A 25,808-nucleotide genomic window follows, 5' to 3' on the forward strand; every position below is an offset into this window, starting at 1 on the left:
CGCTAAGTTTTATATAAGGAAATAGGTAAGTGATCTGATCGTTTTTAGTCAGTACGAAAGGTGAATGTCGGGGTTTTAATTATAAATACAAGGAAGGTTTTTTAATAATTACAGCCATTTTTATACCCATACCCGTATTAACAAAGTTTCATATAGTAGGTGTGAATATTCGCAAACTTAAAAATAATCGGAAAACAAGTTTCATTCATAATATGCCATATATTCAGGCAATATATAGATGCCTCTTATTTCTCTCTGCGGTATCTCTAAGTTGCTCTTGATAAAAAACGCGCCGAATTCGGCGTTTTTCTTTAACAGGACGAGGCTAGGCACATGGAACATCAACCTACAATGAGAAAAAAGCTTCCTTCTTTCGTCGATGCGCGTTTGAATTCGTTTCTACGTGATATGACTGAACCATATGAAAATGGTCGGCCATTACCCGTCAGCAGTCGACCGGGAAAAGATGCGGTGATCATGCAAAGTAATGACTACTTGTCGTTGAGTCTTGATAGCCATATTCAGAAAGCACATGTGGACGCCATTATTGCGTCGAATGAAAATGTGGTGATGTCTGCTGTTTTTCTTCAGGATGAGGATCATAAACCGGACTTTGAAAAGCGTCTGGCAGAGTTTGTGGGGTTGGAAGGTTGTGTACTCTCTCAATCTGGATGGTCGGCGAATATCGGCTTATTGCAAACCATCTGTGAGCCGAAAAAGTGCGTATATATCGATTTCTTTGCGCACATGTCACTATGGGAAGGCGCCCGGATTGCGGGTGCACGGATTATTCCTTTTATTCATAACAGCGTATCAAACCTTAAACGACAAATTAAAAAATACGGCCCTGGTATTATATTGATTGACTCGGTTTACAGCACGATAGGTACCATCGCACCGCTTCGCGCCATCTACGAAGTGGCTCAGGAGTTTGATTGTGCGTTGGTGGTTGATGAATCGCATTCGCTTGGCACGCATGGGCCAGACGGCTCGGGCCTAATTAATGAAATGGAAGTGCGGGATCAAGTGGACTTTGTTACGACCAGTCTTGCAAAGGCGTTTGCTTATCGAGCTGGGGCAGTACTTGGTCCAGCGAGTCTTATCAAAGCGTTACCGTTTGTGTCGTTCCCTGCGATATTCAGTTCTACTGTATTACCGCAGGAGGTCGCAAGGCTTGATGCGACATTGGACGTGATAAAAAAGGGCGATGAGAAGCGAAAGCGCTTGTTTGAAATATCGGATGTGCTGCGCATGGGTCTTCGTGATATCGGCTTTAAAATCCGTAGTGAATCCCAAATTATTTCTCTGGAGTGTGGTGATGAGAAAAACACAGAACATGTAAGGGACTTTTTGGAAAGCAACGGTGTGTTCGGTGCGGTTTTCTGTGCACCGGCAACGGCAAAGAACAAAGCATTGATCCGGTTCTCCTTGAATGCAGATATGAGCTATCGGGAAGTGGATCATGTGCTGACAGTTTGTCAGGCTGCTTATGAAAATTCTGATCTCACCATCCATTGAAGTAATGCTTGGTAAATCATGTATGGATAAGAAGCTCTGCAATGGCAGAGTTTTTTATGAAAGCCAGGTCGTTATTTTGTCTCTCAATTGCTGCTGCTCGGAGGGTTTGATAATGAAGTCTGTCATGCCTGAGGATGTAATTCTTTCAAGAGTGGGTCGAGAATTGTCACCTGTGTGAGCAATAATAGGGACATCAGCATAAGCTTGGAGTGAAGAGCGAATACGACGCGATGTTTCCACCCCATCCATCACAGGCATTTCGATATCCATCAGGATCAAATCCACATGCTGTTTATCTTGTTTAAGCATCGCTATTGCATTGTGACCATTGGCGCATTGAATAACGTTAAACCCCTGTTTTTCTAAAACGATAGAAGTCATTTGGCGGAGTGACTCACTGTCATCCACTACCATAATGGTTTGTGTCTCGGTATTGCTTGGGGTTTGTGAACGCTTGTTGGGTATTGAAGCATCTACGGTGTCGAAAAATAACTGCTCAATCACCATTGGGGTATTCAAGCGCCATGCTAGCCCCTCAATCCAGGTTGGGTTGTACACAGCATGCGATTGATGGCCGGTCGATGAACTGTTGTGCAGGTATACGATTTTTGCCTCAGTGAACGAAAGTAAAGGTTCTATATGGCCAAGCACATCACCATTTGTTCCTACACTCTCCAAATCGACAATGATGACATCGTATTCAAAATCAAACTCGGGCTTCTTCAGAACGTGTAGCACATCGATAGTTTGCAGGTTGAAGCCCATTTTTTTACTGATTTTCGCCGTACGCCGGACTAAATCAGCGTCATTGGTCACCATCAGCATCGATTTAAGTTTGATCAGGTTGTGCTTGATATCTTGAGCAATCGAGGAGTCTAATGTGGGGAAGGTGAGAGTGAACGCAGTCCACTCCCCGGCCTTAGAATCGCAACTGATTTCGCCACCAAAGGAACGCATGACTTTTCGGCAAAATGGCAATCCCAGTCCGTAATTTCCGGTTCTTCCTGTGGTGTAAAAGTCCTCGAAAATCAGGTCAAGAATATCACTGGATATTCCCTGACCATTGTCACGAACAATGATTCGATTTTCCCTATCACCGACTCCCACCATCAGATCTATCGCAAAGTCTTCTCCGATTCGATGATGAAAAGCGTTTTTAAACAGGTTATAGATAACGTACTTCAGCAGGGTATCGCTGCCAAGAAAATCAAAGGTATCGGTGTTTCTAATGGTTATCGCCGTTTTGTCTGTAGCGCTCCTGAAACCAAAACTATCGACAGCATGTTGAAGCACATTTTTGACAGCGTGCTTTTTAAATGTTGAGCGGGAAACGCGGTTTTCATCAATGGACGTCAGCAGAAGATCGATGGTTTCATTACCGGCACGAATGATGTTCATCGCGTCGTCACTGATCTCACGGAGTAACAAGACGTCTTCTTCGCGGAGTTGATAAACCCGATTGTTGCTGTCCTTAGGATCCGGAATCGTCAAACGTATTAAATCAATGGAAGAGCAAAGACCACTGAGCGGGTTTCGCATTTCGTGAGCAATACCTGCACCAAACACTTTGGCAATCGACACTTTGGTTTCATGCTCTTGTTGATTGCGGAAGAAAAATAAATTGCCGAAAAGGTAGATGAAAAGGAACACTGGCATGTAGGTCCAATCCATCGAGAATGCGAGGTGATACCCCTTCTCAGCCCAGGCACAGATCGTTGCCATGGTAATACCTGCCAATGTTTGAGCAAACATGACCCAAGTAATATGTACCAGCAATATGTGAAGGAAAATTGCGGCCATAAAGGAAAGTAGCCAAACGGTGGACCAATTGTTCATCAATAGCATATAGAAGAAAAAGAAGGGAAGAACAATGGAAATGGCGATTTGATAGAACCAGTGCATACGTTCTTTCAGTACGGGACTTAGCTTGTTTCTTACTAATACAATGACAAAAAACAAGCAACAAAACAGTCGAAGAGGCAAGTTTTCATAAGCTTGAGGATATATATATTGCCAAATGAAATAGTAAGCCGGAAAGCCAATTAATCCCATCCAGCTCACGAGTGTCAGGTTTGGTTCAGCGTATTGATAAACTTTGCGAAATGCCGCTTCCATGCTTTTGATAAAATTCTGCCATAGTTCAATGTTAATAGCCAAAAGGTCTATCTTGGGTATTTTTCCCATCAAAGTGAAGGGTGCTAGCCAAAATTAATATATTGGTTAATGCTCTGGCGTGTATCTCATGGGACTCCAGTTTCGAACGCACATATTATCATTGATAAACTAAGAAAAATGAGTGTTCATATTCATATTGATGATGAAAATGACTATGCCTACAATCGATTCATAGGACTGACTTTATACAAACAGTAGCGATAGTGATGTCTTATTATTTGTACAAGTATCACGTTTGTATCTGAGTAAACGAAGATGAGTATCGCGGGGGATGAGAGCAGAAAAATGAAGCGCAGACCACTCTGGGTTAAGGTGTTAATAAATTGCGTAACAATGGCCTATTTCGAAGCCATAAATGACAACTAAGAAATAGACCATAACAACGATTGGCTCCAATCACATGCGTGAAAGGATTATTTCTTGCCTTCTTTTTCCTGACGAGTCAGTTCTTTGATTTGGCGGCTGATTTCACGACGTTCTTTAGAGATTTCCGCGCTGTTGATGATGTGGTCATCGACGCGATCTTCATAGTCTGCTTTCATGTTCTTGACGATTTCAACGATTTCGTCGTGAGTCATGTCTGGCTGAATGTAATCAAGCAGGTTCTCAAGCAAAGTAACGCGCTTTTGGTTGTCGCGGATTTTTTTCTCGTTGTCCTGAATTTCCCGCTTCAGTTTATTTTTGCGACGAGAGAACTTAACGATCTCGAATACATTGTTCATAGGTCTTTAACCTTCTATGTGTGATCCTGACGAAATTAAACCACATCGAGGGAGCGGGAAACAGTCTTTTGATCAAGGAAAAGCGAGTAATTGCTAAAGATGTAATGGACGTGGAGTGCAGATGTGTATTGGGATGCATTTGTCATCATGCAAGGTGTACATTGTACGGTATGTTTACGCTACATGATGACAAATGAAAGTAAATTACTCGATCGTGCCCTCTAGGCAAACATGCTCATTCTCCGTCTTCAAGTTGGCTCCTCGAAGCATGGCATTAACCAGTTCAGTCGCATCGAACTTCTCCAGTGCTTCATGCGCGCCAACTTGCTTCGCGCGGTCAACACTGATTTCACTTGATAATGAGGTATGAAGAATCAGATAAGCCTCTGAAATTGAACTATTACTCCGGATCTCAAACGCCAACTCATATCCGTCGATACCCGGCATTTCAATATCGCTGACAACAATATCGAATGGTCTGCCTTCTAAGGCGGAACTCTTCAACTTTTCGAGCGCATCAAGCCCGTTGGCACTTACGACATAGGGGATATTAATGCTGTCGAGCGCTTCTGAAAGCTGACGTCGAGCTAAGCTACTATCATCCACCAAGAGGATATGCATGGGTTTAAGTTTTTCTCGGTCCACATCAGCAAGGATCGGATGCAGCTTATCGTAAGAGGTCGGAAATACTTTCGACATAATGAGTTCTACGTCGAGCAGTTGGACAATTTTTTCATCCACATGCATTACCCCGGTCAGGAATGCGTGCAATCCCAATGTGTTTGGTGGAGGGGTGATATTTCGCCAGTCACATTCGCTGATCTTTTCAATGCCTCGCACGAGAAACCCAACTACACGACGTTGGCAGTCTGTAATAATGATAAAGCAGTCTTTGTAATCTTCTTTGTTTACGGGTGGATAGCCAATCGCTTTCGCCATATCAATGACAGGGGTAGTGATGCCCCGCATGTTGGCAGTGCCAATGACTGTGTGGTGAGAGCCAGGAAGTGCTGTCAGTGGGCAGAAGGGAACGATTTCTCTCACTTTAAGCGTGCCAATAGCAAATGTCTGCATGGCAGAAAGTTTAAAGAGCAACATTCCCTGAGATTCATTGGCCTTGCTTTTCATATGAGCGCCTGTCAGTAAACAGATGTGTTTTAATGCTTGTTCCTTAATTGTAGCTTTTCATCGTCATGATAACACCTAGGTTCTTCTGATTTATCAGTGAAGATTAGCAAAAAATTCTGTGATAGTGATTTGATTTGTAAGGATCTGTTATGTGGCTTGGCGATTGAGGTTTCGCTTTGTTCAAGGATTTTTTCTATTATTAAGGGTAATTGATAGGTTACGCGCTAAATAATAACGCGATGATGAGCCGTGCCATGAAATGTGTTTTACTGGTCATCTGAATTAGACACTAGTATCCACATAGTGAAGTGATCAAAGAGCGGTTAGTAGACCCATGACGAGTATTTTAGATTCCGTAGATTCCCGCACCCGCCTCGTTGGTGAAAATAGACTCGAGTTATTGATTTTTCAACTTGGTACGCGACAGCTTTTTGCTATCAACGTCTTCAAAGTTCGTGAAGTCCTTAAAGTGCCGCATCTTAATCAGATGCCAGGTTCCCACCCTAAAATTTGTGGTGTGGCGACCATTCGTGGTAACGCGATTCCTGTGATTGATATGCGCCAGTCAGTAGGGATGCGCCCACTTGAAAAAGATCAGGATGCGAACCTGATCGTGACCGAATATAACCGCTCCATTCAGGCATTTTTGGTAGGTAAAGTGGTTTATATCAAGAATATGGGCTGGAATGAAATCATGGAGCCGCCGAGTACTGGGCGCGGTAACTACTTGACGGCGATCGCCAAGCTAGAGCATGAAAATGAGCATAAGCTGGTTGAAATCATCGATGTTGAAAAAGTGTTGGCTGAGATTGTTTCCTATGACATCGGTATTTCTGAGGAAGTGCTTGATCAGGACTTGTCACATCACTTAATGGGCAGAAAAGTCTTGGTGGTCGATGATTCGTCCACCGCCAGAAAACAAGTAACAGAAACATTGAAACAACTTGGCATTGAATGCATTGAGATGAAAAATGGCGCGCATGCATTGAATTTGCTCAAGTCATGGTGTGATGAAGGCAAAAAAGTCACTGACGAAATCTTGTTGATGATCACCGATGCTGAGATGCCAGAAATGGACGGATACAAGCTGACGTCCGAAGTTCGTGCCGATAGCAGAATGAGCAATCTCTATGTTGCGTTGAATACGTCGCTAAGTGGCAGCTTTAATGAAGCCATGGTTGAAAAAGTAGGCTGTGATCGTTTTGTGTCTAAGTTTCAACCTGATCTCTTGGTGGATGTGGTGCAAACGCGTATGCGAGAAGCGCTGGAGCAAAAGTGAATTATTAGAAAAAGCGAAGAAGAGAGAACAGATCCACGGCAAGCCATTGCCCGCTTTTCACCGATATTGCGCATTTACCCCATCGTTGCTTTTTCGCAAGGTCACCCAAACCATTGCGTGGCAACGGCGAGTCCCTTTCTGTGACTATGTATGCCTGAGATTTTATTCACTTTTTCTGTGGATAACCCAGTGAGTGTTACGTGTCGTTTTTGCTTTTACCCTTGAAAGACGCGGACTGTGGTGCGACATGGGCTGGGTGGTCATAAATTGCACGCTCTTTGTTATTTTGTAAGACTCTTCACTTTTACTTCGGTTTTGAAAAGCAAATTCGTTAAACTGTACAACAAGTGGCAAAATACCCGTTAAAAAATGAAAAATTTGGAGTACCTAATTGATCTCTGTTGAAAAATATGAGGGATTGACCGCACGGATCGCGATACTAAATGAAGAGATAAAACGACAGGATGTCGAATTCTACCTTTTCGTTCCTGGAGAACTCGATTTTTCCAAGAACGTATTGAGCGAAGACGATTTTTATAACACGGTGCTTTCTAACACCCGTACGTATTTTACGTCTCAATATCATCTTCCTCTTGTACACTCACGCTTGGCTAGCCGGGACAAGCTCCCATCGGATAAATATCGCGTCAGCTTGAGTTTGTATGCTTACCAGTATTCATTGTCTTTAGAGAAAACGACCCACCGTTTTTTTGATTCTCTTAAAGATCTTGAAGAAGAGGATGCGGTTGAGCAGCTTGAAGTGATCACGGACATGGCGGTGGAAATTTTGCGTCGTCTGCGCCGTTATAAGCCAAAAGATGACAGCCTGATCAAGTACTTCAATAATATCGATAATTACTTATCATGGCTCACCGAGCAGCGTTTTCTGTCTCTTGTGGCTCACATGCCAAGAAGCGCAGCGTTCAAGCCTATCCGCGAGCAGTTGATTAAATTCTGTGAATCAGAAGCGGCTTATCGCCTTGCTCAAAATTATAATTCGCTAAAAGCGCAAAATGACCCAACTCGCATGGTGAACAAAATGCGGCTTGCGCGACGTTTGATTGAATACCCGGTAACGATTCGTCAAAACGACGTGGTACTGGGACAAACGCTGAATAAGATTGCGAAGGGTACAGCAACTGGGCTTGTGATGATTTTCGTGACTATCGCGATTATCCGTATGCGAAGTTTCCTTGGCGAAATCACCTTGTCGTTTGTTCTCGCGATGGCAGGTTTATATGCATTACGTGAAATCTTTAAAGATGATCTTCGTGATGTATTGTGGCGCTGGATTCGTAAAGGCCGCCCCAAATGGCGCAAGTTGTTTACGGACCCAACGTCGGGGCAGCGAATCGGTAATCAGCTTGAATGGCTCGATTATATTCCGTTCGACAAGATCCCTGAAGATGTGCGAAAAGTGCGTCGTGGGAAGCTTCGTCAACGAGAAGAGTCCGTTGTTCGCATTAAAATGGTGACGCAAATGTCGACCACGAAATTCCTCAGTGGGTATGACATGACACGAGAAGTGTGGAAAGTCGATTTTCGTCCGTTTTCTCGTCTGATGGCGCGTGGTAAGCAGCGTTTTTATACCCTTAATGAAGGGAAAGTGACGCAGGAATCTATCGATAAACGCCACCAGTTTAATCTGATTTCCAAACAGAAAAACCAAGATGGCAGCATGACGCTACAACGTTGGAAGATAACAGTGAATCGCTCAAAAGTTGTTGATGTAGAAGAAGTTTTTGGTTGATTTCTTGTTGCTCAAAGCATATGGTCAGTGAAAATCTCGAGCTTGGATAAGTAGCTGATCAAGCGTTGATGTCATGTCAATCAAGCGACCCGCAATAATATGCACCACGTCGCCTTCTCGTTCTAATATGCCTTTTATCTTCAAAATCTTTGACGCGACAAACGGTGTATTTTGCGCCCGCGCTGTGGCTAACCAAACCACCACGTTGATATTTCCGGTTTGATCTTCCAACGTCATGAAAGTGACGCCGCTTGCGGTGCCGGGGCGTTGTCGTCCTGTGACTACCCCAGCCACCGTAACCGCAGTGCCGGATCGAATGGTGGTTAACTCGTTGGCAAGGCGGTGCTTTCCTAGCACTCCACTTTCATCCAGCAAGGCTATTGGGTGCTTGCCAAGCGTCAACCCTGTTGCGGCGTAGTCTTCAATCACATCTTCTATCGCGGTGGGTGAAATAATGGCTTGGGTGTCATCGGCTGTCGGTGTGGTGTTTTCCAGTAGTGGTAGCGTGTGTGTGTCATCCATCATTTGCCAGCGCGCAGAAAAACGGTTGTTGGCGAGTATCTGCGTAGCGTTGGCACTGGCGAGTGCTTGCAGATCACCGCGACTGAGGCCGCTTTGACGCAGGGCATTCAAGTGCTGGAATCCGTGCTGGGGACGACGAGACACTAACAACTCGCCACCTTGAGCGGAAAAGCCTTTTATGAGACGAAAACCCAAGCGTAAAACGGGTAGGTCGTTTTCCAGTATTTGCTGGTGATCCCATTGGCTGTGATTCACACACACAGGTAAGATTTTGACACCGTGACGTGTTGCGTCTTGCAATAGTTGTGACGGGCTGTAAAACCCCATGGGTTGGCTATTTAGCAAAGAACAATAAAAGGCGACTGGGTAGTAATGTTTTAACCACGCCGATGTGTACGCCAACACGGCGAACGAAGCACTGTGCGATTCAGGAAAACCGTATTCTCCGAACCCTTGTATTTGCCTGAAAATTTGCTCGGCAAAGGCGAGTTCATAGCCGCGCTCCTGCATTCCATTGATCAGCTTCTCTCTGAACGGCGCCAATTTTCCACTGCGTTTCCATGCCGCCATGGCTCGGCGAAGTTGATCGGCTTCACCGCCGGTAAACCCTGCTGCGACCATCGCCAGTTGAATAACTTGTTCCTGAAAAATCGGCACGCCCATGGTTCGCGACAATACAGATTCCACCGCTTTTGATGGGTATGAAACGGCTTCTTGTCCCCACCGACGCTTGAGATAGGGATGCACCATATCCCCTTGTATGGGGCCTGGACGTACAATGGCGATTTGGATGACTAAATCATAGTAACAAGAGGGTCTTAGCCTTGGCAGCATGTTGATTTGTGCGCGAGATTCGACCTGAAATAGACCCACAGAATCGCCTTTTTGTAGCTGTTGGTAAACCACGGGGTCATCGCCCATTGCGGTTATGTCTGCGATAGATAGTGATCGTTGATGATGCTGACTGATCATTGCGAAGGCTTTACGAATAGCGCTTAGCATCCCAAGTGCAAGAATGTCGACTTTCAGTAAGCCGAGGGACGCCAGATCATCCTTGTCCCATTGGATCACACTGCGTTCTGCCATGGCCGCGTTTTCGACTGGAACCAATTCATACAATGGTCCTGCAGATATAATAAATCCGCCCACGTGTTGGCTTAAATGGCGAGGGAAACCACGGATTTCTTCTACTAGCTCCAATAGCCAGCGACCAATATGAGACTCTGTATCAAGCCCTAATGCATTCAGTTGTTCGGCTTTGTTTAGAGCCTTGTCTCTGTGGTTGAGATTTTTGATGTAGTAATCCAGTTGCGTTTCATTGATGCCGAGTGCTTTGCCAACATCTCTAAAGGCACTTTTAAACCGATAGGTGATCACAGTTGCCGCTAATGCGGCACGCTCACGGCCATATTTTTGGTAAATATAGCGGAATATTTCCTCACGGCGTTCGTGCTCAAAATCCACATCAATATCAGGCGGCTCGTCGCGTTCTTTGGAAATAAAGCGTTCGAAGAGTACGTTAATTTTTTCTGGGTTGACCGCTGTTATTTCAAGGCAATAGCAGACAACAGAGTTAGCGGCAGATCCCCGCCCTTGATATAAAATCCCTTGTGATTTCGCAAATTGAACGATGTCGTAAATCGTCAGGAAAAAGTACTCGTACTTCTGCTCGGCAATCAGCACCAATTCTTTTTCGATAATAGCGCGAACCTCCGGTTTTATGCCGTAAGGAAAACGGAGAATGATGCCTTTTTCGACAAGGTGACGAAGGTAGTGGCTAATGGTAAATCCGTCAGGAACCAATTCGGCAGGGTATTCATAACGTAATTCACTTAGACAGAAATCGCATCGACTCGTAATGCGCGCGGTTTCTTGTATCCATGTGTCAGGATAGAGTTTGGCGATTTTATCGAGAGGCTTAAGCGCTTGCTCACCATTGCGTGGCAGTGATAATCCGCATTCATTTAGCGGCTTGCGAAGGCGAATTGCGGTGAGCACGTCAAGTAAGGGCTGGCGTCGCGGGTGGTGCATTAATACGTCGTTGGTACAGACAACAGGTAAATCTAAGGTATTGGCAAGGGTATCTATCAGAGTGAGGTACCGAGCTTCATCGGGCAAAAGAAGGCGCTCAGCACCAATCCATAGTCGACCATCGAAGGTTTGCTTAACCCAATACTGGAAATGTACAGAATCACTTTTTTCTTCATGCTCCAATGTCGGGAGCCAAATGCACAGGCAATGTTTGATGTGACTAAAATCCTCGCTGAAGACTTGATAGTGACCTTTCTCGCTACGCATTCGCGCTTGGGTGATTAATCGCGCTAGTTCACCATAAGCGATGCGGTTGGGGCAGAGCAGTACCAATTTTTCTCCTTTAAAGAGCATCTCTGAACCTATGATCAGTGTCAGATCTAGCTGTTGCTCTCTAATTGCGGTGTAAGCACGCACTACGCCAGCAAGTGAGCATTCATCCGTAATGGCGAGTGCGTTATAGCCTAAGGTGGCCGCGCGTACGACCAGCTCTTCGGGGTGTGAAGCGCCAACCAGAAAGCTGTAGTTGCTTTTACAGTGAAACTCGCTAAACCAAGGCGAATGTTTATGCGACATGTTGTGTCCTCTCAACAAAACAAACCATGTTCAAACCATTCTCCCGTTGCAGTGCGAAACACCCAACACAGCTGCCCTTGTTTATTGCGTGCAACAAAGTAATCGCGCTGTATGGGGGCTTTGTCCCACCATCCCCCGCTGATACGCTCTGGCCCTGCAAGCGTGTCTGGGCGCGAAAGCAATGGACGTGGAGTGACATGCAGTAATGAGGGGCGAGGAGGAAGGTGAGCAGGCAATGTTTGCGCACACGGTTGTAAGGGGTTTTGGCGACGAAATGCGCGCTCAGGTCGATGATCATTTTCTAGCGTTAAACTGTATACCGCCTGTTTTCCGGCTTTGGCCTGCATCAGGCTGATCAGCTCCCCTGGTGTAAGCTGTCCGCGTTTTCCTGCAAAGAGATCCTGTGTGGGGGATTGTTTGGCGAGCAAGGTGTTAGCGTCGATGCGAATATGCGTGACGGGCGCATCGAGCTTTAGCTTTTCCAAGTGCAGTTGCAGCAGAGGCATCCAACGGCTTGCTGCTGATTCAGGTGTGGCTGCCGAGAGAGTGATTACCTTATCGTCGTCATGTTCACGCTGCCTGAAAGTAAGCGTGATATTGGGTACAACAGCCTCCCTTGCGAAAAGGAATTTCTCCATTTCCCTTAACATGCGCTGAAGTGGAAAGCTGAGGGTTTGGTTGTTGGCAATCTCATGCAGAAGCTCGAGCGATTGATGAAAATATTCCGGAGGTGAAAAGAACGCCTGCTGTGCAATGTGGCTCTGTGTCAGGGCGCGAAGTTGCGCAGAAAAGGTTTTCCCAAAGCGTTGGACGAGAGAAGCAATAGGCAAATTAAACAACTGCTTGGCGTGGCGGATCCCCATTCGTTCTAGTTGAACTGCTTGCTTGTGGGTGAATCCTAATTGATGCACGCTCAGGGTTGTTAATGCACTTTCTGTGATTTCTTTGGTGAGAAAGCCTTTGTCAGCGCTTGCTTGTGCCAGATATCTTGCCGCTTCAGGGTAAGGGCTTAACGCAAAGTGGAAGGTGATTTTCTCGTTCTTTAAGACGGGCAATAATGCCTGCCAGTAATGATCGAGCGAACCATAAAGCTTGAGCATCGGACTCACTTTCATCAATAACCCATTGGGCTTATAAAGCACAATGTCTGCGTTGACGTGATAAATCAAAGCTGCCAGTTGCAATAGGCGTTCAGCTTCTTGTTTTTCATCGTAATCCATCACATGAAGCCCATGGCAAAGTGCACTCGCGGTACCCAAATCGTTGCTAGGAACAATGCCATGTTCGCGGGCTGCAAGATTTGCCTGACACACTTCACCGTTAGTGCGAGAAAGCACAATCAGGGGTGACTCAGAGCCGTTATCACGTTCTATGGTATTGAGCAGCAATGCAGGAAAATACAAATAGAGCCACAGCATCAGCGAAACAGTGGAACGACATTGATGCAGGCAGTGTCAGAGTCATGTCGATAGTGATGGTGAGAATAGGTGCTGTAAATGGCTGGAAGTGACAATGAGAAGGGTGGAACTGGAAGCCCGCGACGTTTAACCACGTTGATCGTGAGTCCATCTGCGGATGGTGTGACGGACAATCGACAGCTGACAGGCAAGCCTTGGGTACTTTTTTGGTGCGTGAACATAAACAGCAAACAATCATTCTCAGCTGCTGCCAATTGCAAGCGCCTTGCTTGTGTAACCGACAATGATTTTCCCCACAAAACAGCTGTGCGACAACAACCACTTTTTAGTGCTTGTTCGACACACCACAATGTTGATGGTAAAGACGCATCCAAGATAATCACTTTGTCCAAATCGAGGTCAGCTTGGCGAAGTGCAAGGGGGTTGAGTTCTCCTGGAGGCGTAGCAAACAAGATGAGTTCACTGTCTTTCATTCCACGTGCGATGGCAGGTAAAGCCAATCTCAGTTCACCAATGCCAAAGCAAGGGAGCTGCAGTTCAACCACGCCAGATTCAGGCCAACCACCATCGAGCTTTTCATCAATAATGGCATGGCCACTGGGTCGGCAATGTGTGTTGGGTTGGTAGAGGCGATTCGCCGTCCAGATCCCAGAATGCAGAGCAAGAATGTTATCAAGCATAATTAATAATACTGTATATATGTACAGTATTATTCTAGGAGGATCTTAGTGAGAGAGCAAGTGTGATTGACTGCATTTCTGTCTGTGCTAATCGAGATAGTCGCAGGCTGAAAGCGTCGCAAGCGGGTTAAGAAACACATATACTCACAGGGATTAAGACAATAATAAACGTAGAGAAAAGCATGAAAAAATGGCTACCATTTTTTGTTCCATTTGTGCTCTCAGCTTGTGTGACTACGGCAGAGCCAGAAAGTGAAAATATTAATGTTTTGTGGGGCGACGCACTTGAAATGACCGATTGCGAAGATAAGGGTGTGGTCGTTGGCTCTCAGGGGCATTGGTATGATTTTTGGTTGATTGGTGACGGTGTGTTGACGGAAGGAGCGGTGAACCAGTTACGTAATAAGGCCTTAGAACGGGGAGCAGATACGATTTTGCTTTATTCCCCGAAGCCGTTTTCTACGTCAGTGACCTTTTTGGCAAAGGCGTATATTTGTCATCCATAAAGCCACATCACGAAAATGAGTAGTGAACAAAATGCAGCCAGTGTTTCTAGGTGGGGCAACCATCGTTTTATTTCTTGAGATATCGAGTGGTCCTCAACCTTGCTATTAATATCCTGACGCGTCCAGCGTTGAATGTTGGGATGGAAAAACAGGTAGACCTTGACCAAGGAGCCAATCAATTGTTCGTACCACAATAGGGGGACGAAAATAGGATGGAACTGTCCTGACTGTATCGAGATAAGAAGCACATTTGCACTTCGTGTGGCGACGACCCAAAACAGGTAAGCAATAACCACTTTGGCGCCCATATAGGTTGCTACGACCAATGCCAATGCTGGCCCTATCAAGGTTGTCCACATGCTAATACGTTGATCAAGCAAGCAAATCCACAGAAACCACCCCGCTTTTTTGGGGCCAAGCTGTATTGCGCGAATGTTACTTCTCAGCATATTACCGTACCAACGTGTCATCAATGACAAGCTAGTTTTGACGAAGCTACCTGATGGGGCATCTTCTAAACAGGTGACAGCAACATCTGGGATATAGAGCATTTTCCAACGTTCTTTTAATATAAAGAACCAAGTACTCTTATCATCGCCAGTTAACATGCGTATACGACCATAACGCCAGTGTTTAACATGGTCATATCGAAGGCTATCAATAAAATCGGGGGATAAAGCCAGAGATGCGCGGTATGCAGAAAAGCGACCTGTTAACACCAGTACACGGTAAGTCAGGCTTAGGGAACTCATATAAAAGTGTCGTTGTGCCATGCGCTGACGGTACCATTGACGCGTTAGAGAGTTCCCTTTCACTATCGGTTTATTGTGCGTTGTTAATGCACCTAGATCGTGATAACGCATTAAAAAACCAGACACTTTAGTCAAAATACCTTCGGGTAAAACCGTATCGCCATCCATTAAAATTAAGACGCTGTCTTTTGATACCGGACGTTCCTCCGCGAGCAAAGTGAGTGCATCAGCCATGGTATTGCGTTTACCTGTGCCATCCTGATCGATAATGTAGAGGCTGACCGGAACACGTTGCTTGAGTTTATCGAACTGAGATTCGATGATGTTGATGTCAGCTTCATCGGTCACACATGCGACAGCGCGACATGCAACGCCAAAGTTTCCAATTTCGTCAATCAGCGCTTTAAATACCGGTGCACTGATCTCTGGCGTGGTGCGATAACAAGGGATTACCACGAGAATTTCGCTCGGCTTTTGTGTCATTTCCGCCAAGCTAGATAACGCAGGGTAGCGCACATACTGATAATAAAGCCCGCGAATAAGGTGAATACTTTTCCAGCCATAGCGCCAGGTACCAATAATGCCAAGTGTGTAAAGTACTTCGGGTTGTATTTGATCGGTCGGTAAGATGGTATAGAGCGCCCATAATCCCAAGAGGAAAGCGCCAAAGAACAACCACCATAAGATCGTGACATGACTGGGGTCATCACGGTGGAAGTTCTTAACAACCAACTTGTCGACATTCATAGATTAAACCAATGTTTGAAGATGTCTTTCCAGCTCACTGTTGCAATCACAGTCGCGGGCTCGTTAACGATAGAGTCGCGGTCTGAATCTGAGGGCAACACTTTAATCAAGGTGTACTGTTGCAACCTGGGTAGAGTCTTAGGTAAGCCGCTTAGTGACTCACCTTCTTCATTATAAATATCGCTGTTTGATGCACTGTAGTATTGAATATGGTCGATAGTGCCCACTAACTTCTCATCTCGACTCGCGAGTCGATATTCTACGGGCATGCCAATATGCAGAAGTTCTGCACCTTCAAGAGGCATCAGTGCCAAAATAGATCGCGCGGTACGGTTTTGTTGAGCGACAGGAGACAGTTCAAATATCGAGGTGCCTGTTTGAACGACCTGACCGTCAGAGGCATTGATGGTCACGATATAGCAATTACAAGGAGCGTAAGCAAGACCACGGGTTTTGAGCCTTTCGATCTCTTCGAGTACTCTGTCTTTCTTAATCACTAACATGTCGAGCTTACTTTGTACTTCAAAGGGAGAGTTCAAGCTGCCTTGTGCTTCTCGTGGGGGAACCCCAATCAATATCTGATCAAGCTGGGATTCGATTTCTTCAATTTGAGTATCCATCGAAAGCAGAGCCCGCTTAATTTCGAATACCTCGATACGTTCAAGCTCACGAGAAATAGTATCGACAGTGCCTCTTTTCACACCATTTGCATAAAGCGATAAAATTCGCTCGCGCGTTGATAGCTCTTGTTCGAGTAATTTTCGCTTGTCCGTCATGACTTGAAGTTCGGTGAAAAGGCGGGAATTGTAACGAGCGACAGACTCCTTGCTTTGACGCAGCAGTGTTTGCAGATAATTGATTTCACTGTTGATGCCACTGAGCACCTGCGTGTCTTTGGCGAGAAGGTCTGTGCCCTCTTCTGTAAATACGGTAAACAGAAGTTCCCCTTTCTCAACCAGCTGGCCGGGTTTGTAGTCACCGAGCCTAAGTACACCATTGTTGTAGCTGCGTTGAGTGAGCACAGGCTGACTAACCGCCGCATGCGCGGAAGCGATGGACAAGATACGAGACTGGATCATTAGTGCTGCAGTGATAACCAAGGCGACAGACACCAAGGCGACAATGGCAAAACGCCACCAGTTTTGCTGCATGCGCTTTACTTCTTCTTCATGAAGCTGCGCTTTCACACCGTAAGAGGTTACGCTCTCCAGAGAGATGGTTTCGCCCGTCAGGTAGGTATCAACAATGCTTTGTAGCGTTTTTTGGTGACCGGAGTTGAGAGAGTAGAATTGGCAGCCCAGCGCGTAGCCATTTTCGCTAGCTCGCATCACCTCGAATTGAACAGGTGTAGAGAAACGCCCAACCGGAAGCTCGAAACAGAGATGTCCGTGGTGCTTATCTCCTTTCTTACCGGCATATTTTTCATCGCCAATCGAAAAACCACCAACACTCCATTCTTTCGTCGGATAGAGAATGCCATCAATTTCGATTTGTGCGGAAAATTCGATTCGTGGAAACTTTCGAGCACCGGATCGGGACTGAAAAGTATGAATCGAACCTGTGCTAATCGCTGCTACTCCCATAATGCCTCCAGACATAATGACTTCTGATTCGTAAATGCAATAGTCACGCCAAGAGTGCACCCATTTATGTTGTAAGATTTAATTCTCACTTTTGATATTAATAATGAGTATATAAGTAAATGGGCATTTCCACCTGAATTGTCGCGGAAAACGTAGCATGTAGGCTGGTCGTGATCGTTTCTCGTGAACATTGGCGATAAAACACGCGCTAGCAATCACCCAAAGGAGATGGGGGAGGGTCCACGTGTAAAGCGTCGCAAGCTGCAAATTGCTAGGTATTGAGGTGAGGTTTTCGCAAAATGACTTTAAAAAAGAAACAGAAACAAAAAAGGAGCATCACGCTCCTTCAATGTTTTTTATTGAGTTTTTATCTCTGAGCATACAATCAGAGTTTTGATGCGCGTTCGATGTGAAACAGATGAATTTCATGCAGTATGCGCTCAGAGATGATTTCAGAAATGATGCCATCAAAACGTGTTTGTAGTGCTTGCACTGAAGGTATCATTTGCAGCACGCCTTCTTCATTTTCTGGGGTGATTTCTACATCTAATTCCAAATCACAATCTAATGTCGCGATAAAGGGCTTCATCCTTTCAAGAATACAGTTCACCATATATTCATTTGAGCTCAGATGAAAAAGTTCATCGCGGATCAGGTCTGTCAATGCGCATGGCTCCGGCGCAAGTGGCACATTTTCGGTTGGAAAATGGATAACAGTCGGCATAGCGTACTCTCTAAAAATCTTGAATTTATTGAAATTATGTTTTTATTATTTGTAGTAAAATTAATTAAAAAATGCCTATTTGCCTAGGCTTAGCTGAAGATAGTGGAGCTTAGTTAGCAATCTTTAAAAAAAGGACTCAAAAAGCAACCTTTTCAAGGTTGCATAATTTCTGATGTTCTACTAGGGCTTTGATTCGCGCATCTTTTGGCACAATAAATCAGATTTTCTTTGTGATTTTTCAAGTAAATATTCCGGTAACTCATTGTTTTCAAAATCATATTGTTCGATATCTTTACAGAGGCTACCAAAGTCAACTGCACCAACCATTAACGCTGCGCCCTTCATTTTGTGAGCGATTTTTTTCACTTCAGTGTATTGACCGCCATTCCATGACTTTTCTAACGCTGCCATGTCTTTCTCTTGGGATTCTAAATAGCGGTCGATTAACATGCCGATCAGCGCTGGATCATCGCCTGTTGTATCTTTTAGCGTGGTTAAATCAAATAGCGGAGGGGCGTCTTCTTTTTGCGCCGTCACTGTCGAGACGTGCACCTCTTTCACGTTAAGTAATGATTGGCTTGTGGATAGCTTTGAGGTGGTCGCCATCTTGTCTGATAGGGTCATGCCTCCTCCATCAATAGCGACATTGGCTTGCCCGTCACTGACTTCGCTACCAGGCTCTTCAATCGCAGGCATCAGGCTGTTAATCATTGAAATTAAGGTTTGCTGTTTGAACGGCTTCGATATGTATTCGGTCATGCCTTCTTCTAAGCATCGCTCTTTGTCTCCGACCAGTGCATTTGCAGTCATTGCAATGATAGGCACGGGGGGCAGGTGATGCTCTGCTTCTAATTGACGTATTTTCCGCGTCGCTTCATAACCATCCATGACAGGCATCTGACAATCCATAAAGACCATGTCATAGCGGCTAGCCATGAAACGATCGAAGGCAATCGCTCCGTTATCAGCAATGGTTGTGTTGCACCCAAGATTTTTAAGTACCGTCTTAATCAATTCCTGATTAACAGGATGGTCTTCCGCTACCAAAATTGAGAGACCTGTTCTCAGTAGGGCATCATCTGGACGGCTCAAAGCTCGTTCTCGATGCGTTATATGACGATAGATGTCGTCGCGTTGATACCCTTGTTCGTCAAGAGACAGGATGCTCTCTAATGCATGGGTGATGTTGAAAATATTGAATGGGGCCGTGATAGCCGCTGAAATGGACAACTTCTCTTGGGTTATTAATCCCTTGATGTCGGCCAAATAAAGGATGTGTTTGGTTTGACTTGTTGATGTCAGTGATTCTCTAAGCGCATCAATTGAAATGGTGTGGTCAATAATTGTCACACTAAAGCCCGTTGATTGTTCTAGGGCGCGTATTGCTGTGTTTTCATCACGAGCAATGACGGTGTGTGTCTCATGAAAGTGGAGATATTTTTGGATGTTAGTGATTTGACTGACACAGCGAGACACCAAAAGTACGTTGCTTTGCTTTATTCGCTCAGAAGGAATCAGAGTGACTTGTTTAGTGTCAGGAATGCTGACTGTCAGGTATGTGGTGAAGGCAGAACCTCGACCGATCTCGCTTTTAGCGCTGATTTTTCCACCAAGTAGATCGACAAACTTGCTGCAAATAGGTAGCCCAAGCCCTGTTCCCTGATAGCGTCGTTTACTGGAGTTGTCAATTTGGGAAAAGTTATCGAACACCTTGCTGAGGTTGTCCTGTTTAATACCAATACCGGTGTCTGTCACTGTGATTTCAATATCGCAATGATTGGCAGAGCGGTGCAGTTGAACGATGGAAACATCGACGAAGCCAGTATCGGTGAATTTAGCGGCATTACCAGCAATATTGACCAATATCTGTCGGAGTTTGCCAAAATCTGATGTGATTTCGGCGGGTAATTCAGGGTCGGTAAACGACGTAAAGCTGACTCTATCTTTCACTCTAGGTGCAACGATGTTGGTCACGTTTTCCATCAATTCATTGACTGAAAAAGACTCCTCTCTGAGCGTCATTTTTCCTGCTTCGATTTTAGACAGGTCGAGGACATCATTGATGATATCGAGCAGCGCATTCGCAGAGATAGAAATGGTGTCGTTGTAATGACGTTGTTCGTAAGATAATTGCGTATGTTCGAGTACCTCTGACATACCAATGATGCCATTGATAGGCGTGCGTATTTCATGGCTCATCATGGCAAGGAAGTTTGATTTTGCCTCATTGGCTTGTTCCGCTTCTTCCTTTGTTTTTATCAGTGCGTCATTCACTTCTTGGTTAAGCTGCGTTTGCTTGTCTGAATAAAACATACTGCAAATGCTTTTAACCACTGGGGCTATCCAGTTGATTTGCTCGTCTGAATACGGCTGTTCTCGCCCCGCGAGAACGATGACGCCAATTGCTTCGCCTTTTGTGATCAAAGGAAGTAGCGCGTAGTGAGTGAAAAAGTTCTGGATATCGCTTTCATCATGCTTTTGCAGTGAAGAGTATTCAGTGCGCCTAAGGTTGATGGCGGACTGTGCAATGGGAATGAGATGCGTTGGGAGCGTATCAAATGTTTCGGCGAGACCAACAGTTTGATGTTTGAATAACAGGGTTTGACGGCCATTTTTGACTTCTAACATGGCCGTCATTTGACTTTCGGTGAACGTCGCGAGAACGACTAACGCTTTTTTGAAAGATCGTTCCGAATTCCCCGTTGTCATGTACATATCTTGTACGGTGTTGAAGACGGAGTATAAGGCATTGCTTCGGCTCAGTTTTGCTTCAACATTAGATTGCTGCGTGATATCTCGAATGTTTACCACAACGTAATAGCTGTCGCCTATATGCTGCTTGTTGGCTTTAATATTCAAGTAGACCGCATCTGAGTCTTGACCTTGTTGTTGAATTTTACTGAATTCCCCTTGCTCTAATGCGCGTTCTTTTGCATCTTTTAGTACTTCGATCAGCACGGTGTTATTGTTGGTTTTTAGATCATGTAAAAGCACATTACGTGGCATGTTCTCTGGTAGACCGATGAGTGTTTTCGCGCATTCATTAACGGAAACGGTATGACCGAACTCATCTAGCACAATGACGCCATCAGCGTAATTACGAAGAATGGATTCCAAGTAACTTTGGCTGAAACCAATTTTTAGGACAGATTTGGCGTGTCGCCATAAAAATATGGCAAACGCGAGAGAGACGACCAGAAATGCGAACGCTAAATATGTGCGCGTATAGGCAACCACACTAAGGGCTTTATCGGCGCTAAATTCAATCACCAGCCCCACAGGGTAGGTGGTGTGCCATTGCCAAATACCAATAGACTGATCGGGCAAATGACCATTGAACCCAGATGTATTCAACATGAACGTGTTTGAAACCGTTTCTAATAAGTCTAATGGGGTGGGAACGTCACTGGGTTGAGGCGAAGATTCGAGAGTTGAGGGCAGTGAAAAAGTATCGTTAGGTGAAGAGACGACCTTCCCCAGTTTGTTGACGGCGAATGCCAAACGTGTCGGTGCGGTTTCTTGAGTGACAAACAACTTGTCGAAGTCATGTGTGTCTCGTATCACCAACAGTATCGGTGATGTGCTTTGGCTTTCATCTTTCGACAACACGGCTCCCATTGTGATAGAGGCTGTTTTAGTGCCATTCGGTGATTCTGGGGCTGATATAAATGTTTTTTGGGATTGAATAGAATTTGCATGACGCTTGTAGGCTTGCGTCATCAGAGCGAGGTTTTCAGATTTCAGGCTTAAAACTAACTCTCCCTTTGGCGAAAACACAGCAACATTATCAAATTGAAAACTGTCTGCATAAAGCTCAAAGGCGGTGTATATAGAATCCGTACTATGCAGTTCTCTGCCGTCATAGACGCCACTTTCCGACAGTATTCTCTTTACTTGTTTATCATGAGCGATGATTTGTAATTCTCTCTGTCTATGCTCCTGCCAATCTCTGACCGCTCCATTCAAACTGGCTATTTCAGCCTGTAAGAAGTAATTCATTTTCAACTCAGTATCTTGATAGATAGCACGGAAAAACCACAGAAAGGTTAGCAATAAGAGAATGATCACCGCACTGCCACTTAAAAAAAGCTGGGCTAAAGTGTGGCGAGATTCAGGGCTGGAAAGAAGCAGATGTTTACGCATTGGGTTCTCGTTATCATTCACCAGAGAAAATGGACCTGTATTTCGTGTCTTCTTGAATCACATGCTTTACCCACCAAAAGCGCAGAAATTTGAAAAAATCAGTTTTATAAAAGCTTGGATCTGCTTGGCATTTCAGTACCACGAAGTCGGCTTGTTTCACCAGCCTTAAATGGATGTCTCGGTGGATTTTTAAACGCGCATAGCCATGTTCTTCAAGCAAGGCTTCTTCACGAAAAATATGCTGTTTCACATAGTGCTGAAAACGATTGGATACGCCTTCAAAAGCTTGGTCTTCTCTATGTTCAAGAATGAGATCGTAGGTATCATTGATGATATTGAGTAGTTCTTTGTTGCTTGTATCTAACTCTTCGTTGTCGACGGTGAACCGATCTTGCCATTTGATGAATTTATTGCGGTCATCGGGCTTTGTCACTTCCGTGTTTTGTGCATACTGCAGTGGGTTTTGAACAGATGATGGGGGAGGCGTTTTGGCTTTCTCTCCATGCAAAAGCATGTCGAATTCTCTTAGGTCCTCGTCATTAAAGGCCACCGTTCCATTGACTTGGAACGCTGTCGATTTCGCGGGGTCTTGTTGGTACATCGAGAAATAATGCTCAATGGTTTTTTTAGGTTTGGCTTGTTGAGAAAGCTGGGTAATGCGATCTTGCAATGACTTTCGGTTGACCGGCTTGACCAGGAAAGCATCAACATCAAATGCGATACATTGTGCGATGACTTGTTCGGACGCATTCGCGGTGAGAATGATGATCGGAATGTCATGAGGTAGCCCATACCTTCCGCTGCGAATCAGGCGCAACATTTCGAGCCCATCAATAGGCTCCATTTGTAAGTCAGTAATGATTAACGAAGGACGATGATGATAAAGCTTAGAGATCGCATCTGCGCCATCAACCGCGGTAATCGACTCTTTAAAGCCGAGCGATTTGGCCATGATAGCAATCGTTTCACGAATCATTTCATGATCATCAACGACCAAGCATTTCTCTAACATCCAGACTCTCCAATGACTTACAAACCCCTATTTAAGAGATAGTCTATATTGCTGATTTTTCAACAAAAGAGACGCTTGTATCACGAATGAAATTTAGGTGTCAGAGATAGATCCCGTTCTTGTGAAATTATCGAATAAACCAAAAGAAAATCATTGAGATCAGAACGGTAGATAAAGTGCCCAATCGCAGCAGGCTAAGAGCACATACAAAGATACCTGCAATCAAGAAAGGGTTTTGAACAGAAATATCCAATTCACCCTGAGGGAAAACCAAAAATGGAACAGCGAGAGCGGTTAGTACTGCAGGCGCACTGAACTTCAATATACGCTGCATCACAGGCGTGACTCGAAATGGAATACTCTTAGCAAGGAAGAAATAACGCACAGAAAAAGTGATGCATGCCATGCCGAGAATCATGAGCCATGTGTTCATTATTTATCCTCCTTGTTGGCGTTTTTTATGGGAGTCAGACTTTCGCAGAAAAACCCCGCAATCATGCCAATAAGAGCCGCGGCGATCAGTGCGTTACTCATACCCGCCAGCGTCAATAACACCATGGCAACAGCAGAGACAATCACGCTGACGAGAATAGGCAGTTCTTTGATGGTAGGGATAACCAACGCAATGAAGGTGGCGGCGATGGCGAACTCAAGGCCAAGCTCTTCGATGTTGTCAAACTGCGTACCGCCAAGTACACCAACCAAAGTGGCAAGGTTCCAGCACAGATAAAAGAAAGTGCCCGTGATCAATGCATAATGACGATCAAAGTGGCCGGTACGCTCAGTGTGAGCTGCGCTAACAGCATACATTTCATCGGTGAGAACAAAGCCCAATGCCAACCGCCATCGCAATGGCAGGATACGGATATGCTGACGCAAGTTAACCGAGTACAGCAGGTGCCGTGCACTAATCACAAAAGTCGTGCCAAATAAGGTACTGGCGGGTGCCCCCGCAGCCATCATGGCGACGCCCGAAAGCTGTGCTGCACCAGCGAAAACGAACAACGACATGGCTTGTGCCTGAAAGGGGGTAAATCCAGCCTGAATACCCAGTGAACCACAAAGCACGCCCCATGGAAGTACGGCAAGACTAAGAGGAAGCATATCAGCACAAGGGTTGAGCCAAGAACGGGTGTTAGGGCGAGACACGGGAGATTCCTTTTGCATGTTTTAATCTTTTGTTATGACGACATGTCAGCCGTTGTATCAATGCGAGGTTTTGAAAGCTTGCATGAAATTGCGCGCTGATATTGTTTGGGTGTGACACCGATGGCGCGTCTGAAATGGCGATGCAAGTGGCTTTGGTCGTGAAACCCACTGGCGATAGCGCAATCAACGAGAGAGAGGCCATTTTTCAACATCGATTGCGCGAGACGAATACGCTGTTGTATTTGATACGCATGAGGCGGAAGCCCAAAGCGAGCCTTGAACTGGCGAACAAGATGATACGGGCTGATACCGGATAGAACACTTAAGGTGTCAAGATTTACAGTGTCAGTGACATGCTGATGGAGATACTCTCTAACAACATCCAACTGTGGTCCAATTTTCGCGATATCAACGGGTTGCTGAGGATGCTTATTGAAACGACAGGTTAACGTTAGCAGTAAGTGGTGTGTGAAGGTTTCCGTGAGTAAGGTGTCTTCATTGTTTCGCAGCAAGGCAAAAAGTGTCAGGAGTTGGTTCGCCAGTTTCGGGTCTTGTTCTACCGCAAAAGGGAAATAGGGGACATCTGATGCCAGCCCAAGATCTTTTGTCACTGCTTGAAACTGCGCGTTAGTGGGATACATAGCTTCATAGGCCCAGCCGCCTTCACTGGCAGAATGGCCATCATGAATTTGGTCCGCATTGACCATGATAATGCTACTTGTTGGCGCAACGTGATAGCTGCCATTTCGCCAAAAACGCTGCGCGCCATGGCGGATCACACCGACTGTATAACCTTCATGTGTATGGCGTGAAAACGCCTGCTTTTCATACGTTGCTTGCAGGAGTTCTAGCCCACCAAGCAAAGGAGAAGCATCAAATTTTGCATGTTCCATTGCAGACCTTCATTGCCTTAGCCGCTTAGTATAGGGCAAAACAGGGATGAAAATTTGTACGAAATTGCGGGAATTGGTCACATGAAAGAGGGAAAACGAAGAAAGGACGCCCGAAAGCGTCCTTTTAAATTCTCTGCGGGTAGAAAAATTATGCTTTTTCTACGTTTGCAGCCTGTGGGCCTTTTTGGCCTTGCTCGATTTCAAATGTTACTTGCTGGCCTTCAGCCAGCGTTTTGAAACCGTCGCCAGTGATAGCACGGAAGTGAACGAATACGTCTGGGCCATTTTCCTGTTGAATGAAACCAAAACCTTTTTCTTCGTTAAACCACTTCACAGTACCGGTAGATTTAGACATGTTGTCTCCTGAATATATTTCTATCTGTTACTTTGCAAATAAGTATGTGGACCTACTAATGGATCTTTTATGGTGACAAATTTAACGAATATCTTCAGGACAACTTACTTATGCGAAGGTAGTGTGTAACGAAGTGAGTATTCAA

19 protein-coding genes are annotated in these 25,808 nt (G+C 45.2%); 4 read left to right on the plus strand and 15 right to left on the minus strand.

The genetic code is table 11. The features are described from left to right. The first annotated feature begins 351 nt into the window (after positions 1 to 351). On the plus strand, positions 352 to 1,518 hold the full coding sequence (cqsA, locus tag ACED36_RS17505) for an alpha-hydroxyketone-type quorum-sensing autoinducer synthase (RefSeq protein WP_016959814.1): 1,167 nt from the start codon (positions 352 to 354) through the stop codon (positions 1,516 to 1,518). A gap of 54 nt (positions 1,519 to 1,572) precedes the next feature. On the opposite strand, the gene ACED36_RS17510 is transcribed toward cqsA, so the two are convergent. The 3 genes from ACED36_RS17510 to ACED36_RS17520 all read right to left on the minus strand — a co-directional run bounded on the left by ACED36_RS17510 (position 1,573) and on the right by ACED36_RS17520 (position 5,543). Beyond that, positions 1,573 to 3,633 (minus strand): hybrid sensor histidine kinase/response regulator, encoded by a 2,061-nt coding sequence (locus ACED36_RS17510; RefSeq protein ID WP_029486394.1) that lies wholly within the window; start codon positions 3,631 to 3,633, stop codon positions 1,573 to 1,575. 473 nt (positions 3,634 to 4,106) lie between these two features. Next, positions 4,107 to 4,415 (minus strand): DUF496 family protein, encoded by a 309-nt coding sequence (locus tag ACED36_RS17515; RefSeq protein WP_016959812.1) that lies wholly within the window; start codon positions 4,413 to 4,415, stop codon positions 4,107 to 4,109. A gap of 204 nt (positions 4,416 to 4,619) precedes the next feature. Beyond that, the gene (locus tag ACED36_RS17520; protein WP_371733601.1) at positions 4,620 to 5,543 is read right to left on the minus strand and encodes a chemotaxis protein; all 924 of its coding nucleotides are present in this window, start codon (positions 5,541 to 5,543) and stop codon (positions 4,620 to 4,622) included. Between the two features lie 334 nt (positions 5,544 to 5,877). Here ACED36_RS17520 and ACED36_RS17525 point away from each other — a divergent pair, with 334 nt between their 5' ends. Next, positions 5,878 to 6,822, plus strand: coding sequence for a chemotaxis protein CheV (locus ACED36_RS17525; protein WP_016959810.1), 945 nt, complete (start codon positions 5,878 to 5,880; stop codon positions 6,820 to 6,822). 391 nt (positions 6,823 to 7,213) lie between these two features. Beyond that, positions 7,214 to 8,572 (plus strand): hypothetical protein, encoded by a 1,359-nt coding sequence (locus ACED36_RS17530; protein WP_017003876.1) that lies wholly within the window; start codon positions 7,214 to 7,216, stop codon positions 8,570 to 8,572. A 24-nt stretch (positions 8,573 to 8,596) separates the two neighbouring features. Here ACED36_RS17530 and ACED36_RS17535 read toward each other — a convergent pair whose 3' ends face one another. Genes ACED36_RS17535 through imuA form a run of 3 tightly spaced genes read right to left on the minus strand, consistent with a single transcriptional unit; the run spans position 8,597 to position 13,799 of the window. After that, entirely contained in the window at positions 8,597 to 11,701 is a 3,105-nt protein-coding gene (locus ACED36_RS17535; protein WP_371733602.1) for an error-prone DNA polymerase, read from the minus strand. Between the two features lie 11 nt (positions 11,702 to 11,712). Continuing rightward, entirely contained in the window at positions 11,713 to 13,119 is a 1,407-nt protein-coding gene (locus tag ACED36_RS17540) for a DNA polymerase Y family protein (RefSeq protein ID WP_371733603.1), read from the minus strand. Continuing rightward, a complete protein-coding gene (gene imuA, locus ACED36_RS17545) occupies positions 13,119 to 13,799 on the minus strand; it encodes a translesion DNA synthesis-associated protein ImuA (protein ID WP_371733604.1) in 681 nt (226 codons plus the stop codon). The genes ACED36_RS17540 and imuA overlap by 1 nt, the downstream gene beginning before the upstream one ends. 182 nt (positions 13,800 to 13,981) lie before the next feature. Between imuA and ACED36_RS17550 the strand changes: the two genes are divergently transcribed. Next, positions 13,982 to 14,305 (plus strand): DUF4156 domain-containing protein, encoded by a 324-nt coding sequence (locus tag ACED36_RS17550; protein ID WP_371733605.1) that lies wholly within the window; start codon positions 13,982 to 13,984, stop codon positions 14,303 to 14,305. On the opposite strand, the gene ACED36_RS17555 is transcribed toward ACED36_RS17550, so the two are convergent. The 9 genes from ACED36_RS17555 to ACED36_RS17595 form a co-directional block, all read right to left on the minus strand. Beyond that, positions 14,296 to 15,804 carry a glycosyltransferase gene (locus ACED36_RS17555; RefSeq protein WP_371733606.1) on the minus strand — a complete coding sequence of 503 codons (1,509 nt, stop codon included), beginning with the start codon at positions 15,802 to 15,804 and terminating at the stop codon, positions 14,296 to 14,298. The two genes, ACED36_RS17550 and ACED36_RS17555, sit on opposite strands and share 10 nt — an antisense overlap. Next, on the minus strand, positions 15,801 to 17,387 hold the full coding sequence (locus tag ACED36_RS17560; RefSeq protein ID WP_017003870.1) for an HlyD family efflux transporter periplasmic adaptor subunit: 1,587 nt from the start codon (positions 17,385 to 17,387) through the stop codon (positions 15,801 to 15,803). The genes ACED36_RS17555 and ACED36_RS17560 overlap by 4 nt, the downstream gene beginning before the upstream one ends. Before the next feature lie 385 nt (positions 17,388 to 17,772). Then, a complete protein-coding gene (locus tag ACED36_RS17565; protein ID WP_016959802.1) occupies positions 17,773 to 18,111 on the minus strand; it encodes a hypothetical protein in 339 nt (112 codons plus the stop codon). Positions 18,112 to 18,291: 180 nt separating this feature from the next. Next, entirely contained in the window at positions 18,292 to 22,254 is a 3,963-nt protein-coding gene (locus ACED36_RS17570) for a response regulator (RefSeq protein ID WP_371733607.1), read from the minus strand. 13 nt (positions 22,255 to 22,267) lie between these two features. Beyond that, complete coding sequence (locus ACED36_RS17575) at positions 22,268 to 23,266, minus strand: response regulator (protein ID WP_017003868.1); 999 nt, start codon at positions 23,264 to 23,266, stop codon at positions 22,268 to 22,270. 127 nt (positions 23,267 to 23,393) lie between these two features. Further along, positions 23,394 to 23,699, minus strand: a complete 306-nt coding sequence (locus tag ACED36_RS17580; RefSeq protein ID WP_016959799.1) for an AzlD domain-containing protein — start codon at positions 23,697 to 23,699, stop codon at positions 23,394 to 23,396. Then, positions 23,699 to 24,433: an AzlC family ABC transporter permease gene (locus tag ACED36_RS17585; RefSeq protein WP_050979876.1), complete on the minus strand. Its 735-nt coding sequence runs from the start codon at positions 24,431 to 24,433 to the stop codon at positions 23,699 to 23,701. Before ACED36_RS17585 ends, ACED36_RS17580 begins: the two co-directional genes overlap by 1 nt. A 14-nt stretch (positions 24,434 to 24,447) precedes the next feature. Continuing rightward, positions 24,448 to 25,308: an AraC family transcriptional regulator gene (locus tag ACED36_RS17590; RefSeq protein ID WP_017003867.1), complete on the minus strand. Its 861-nt coding sequence runs from the start codon at positions 25,306 to 25,308 to the stop codon at positions 24,448 to 24,450. 148 nt (positions 25,309 to 25,456) lie between these two features. After that, on the minus strand, positions 25,457 to 25,663 hold the full coding sequence (locus tag ACED36_RS17595) for a cold-shock protein (protein WP_016959796.1): 207 nt from the start codon (positions 25,661 to 25,663) through the stop codon (positions 25,457 to 25,459). Between the last annotated feature and the right edge of the window lie 145 nt (positions 25,664 to 25,808).

This window comes from Enterovibrio sp. FF113 (genome assembly GCF_041439165.1).
GTDB lineage: Bacteria > Pseudomonadota > Gammaproteobacteria > Enterobacterales > Vibrionaceae > Enterovibrio > Enterovibrio norvegicus_A.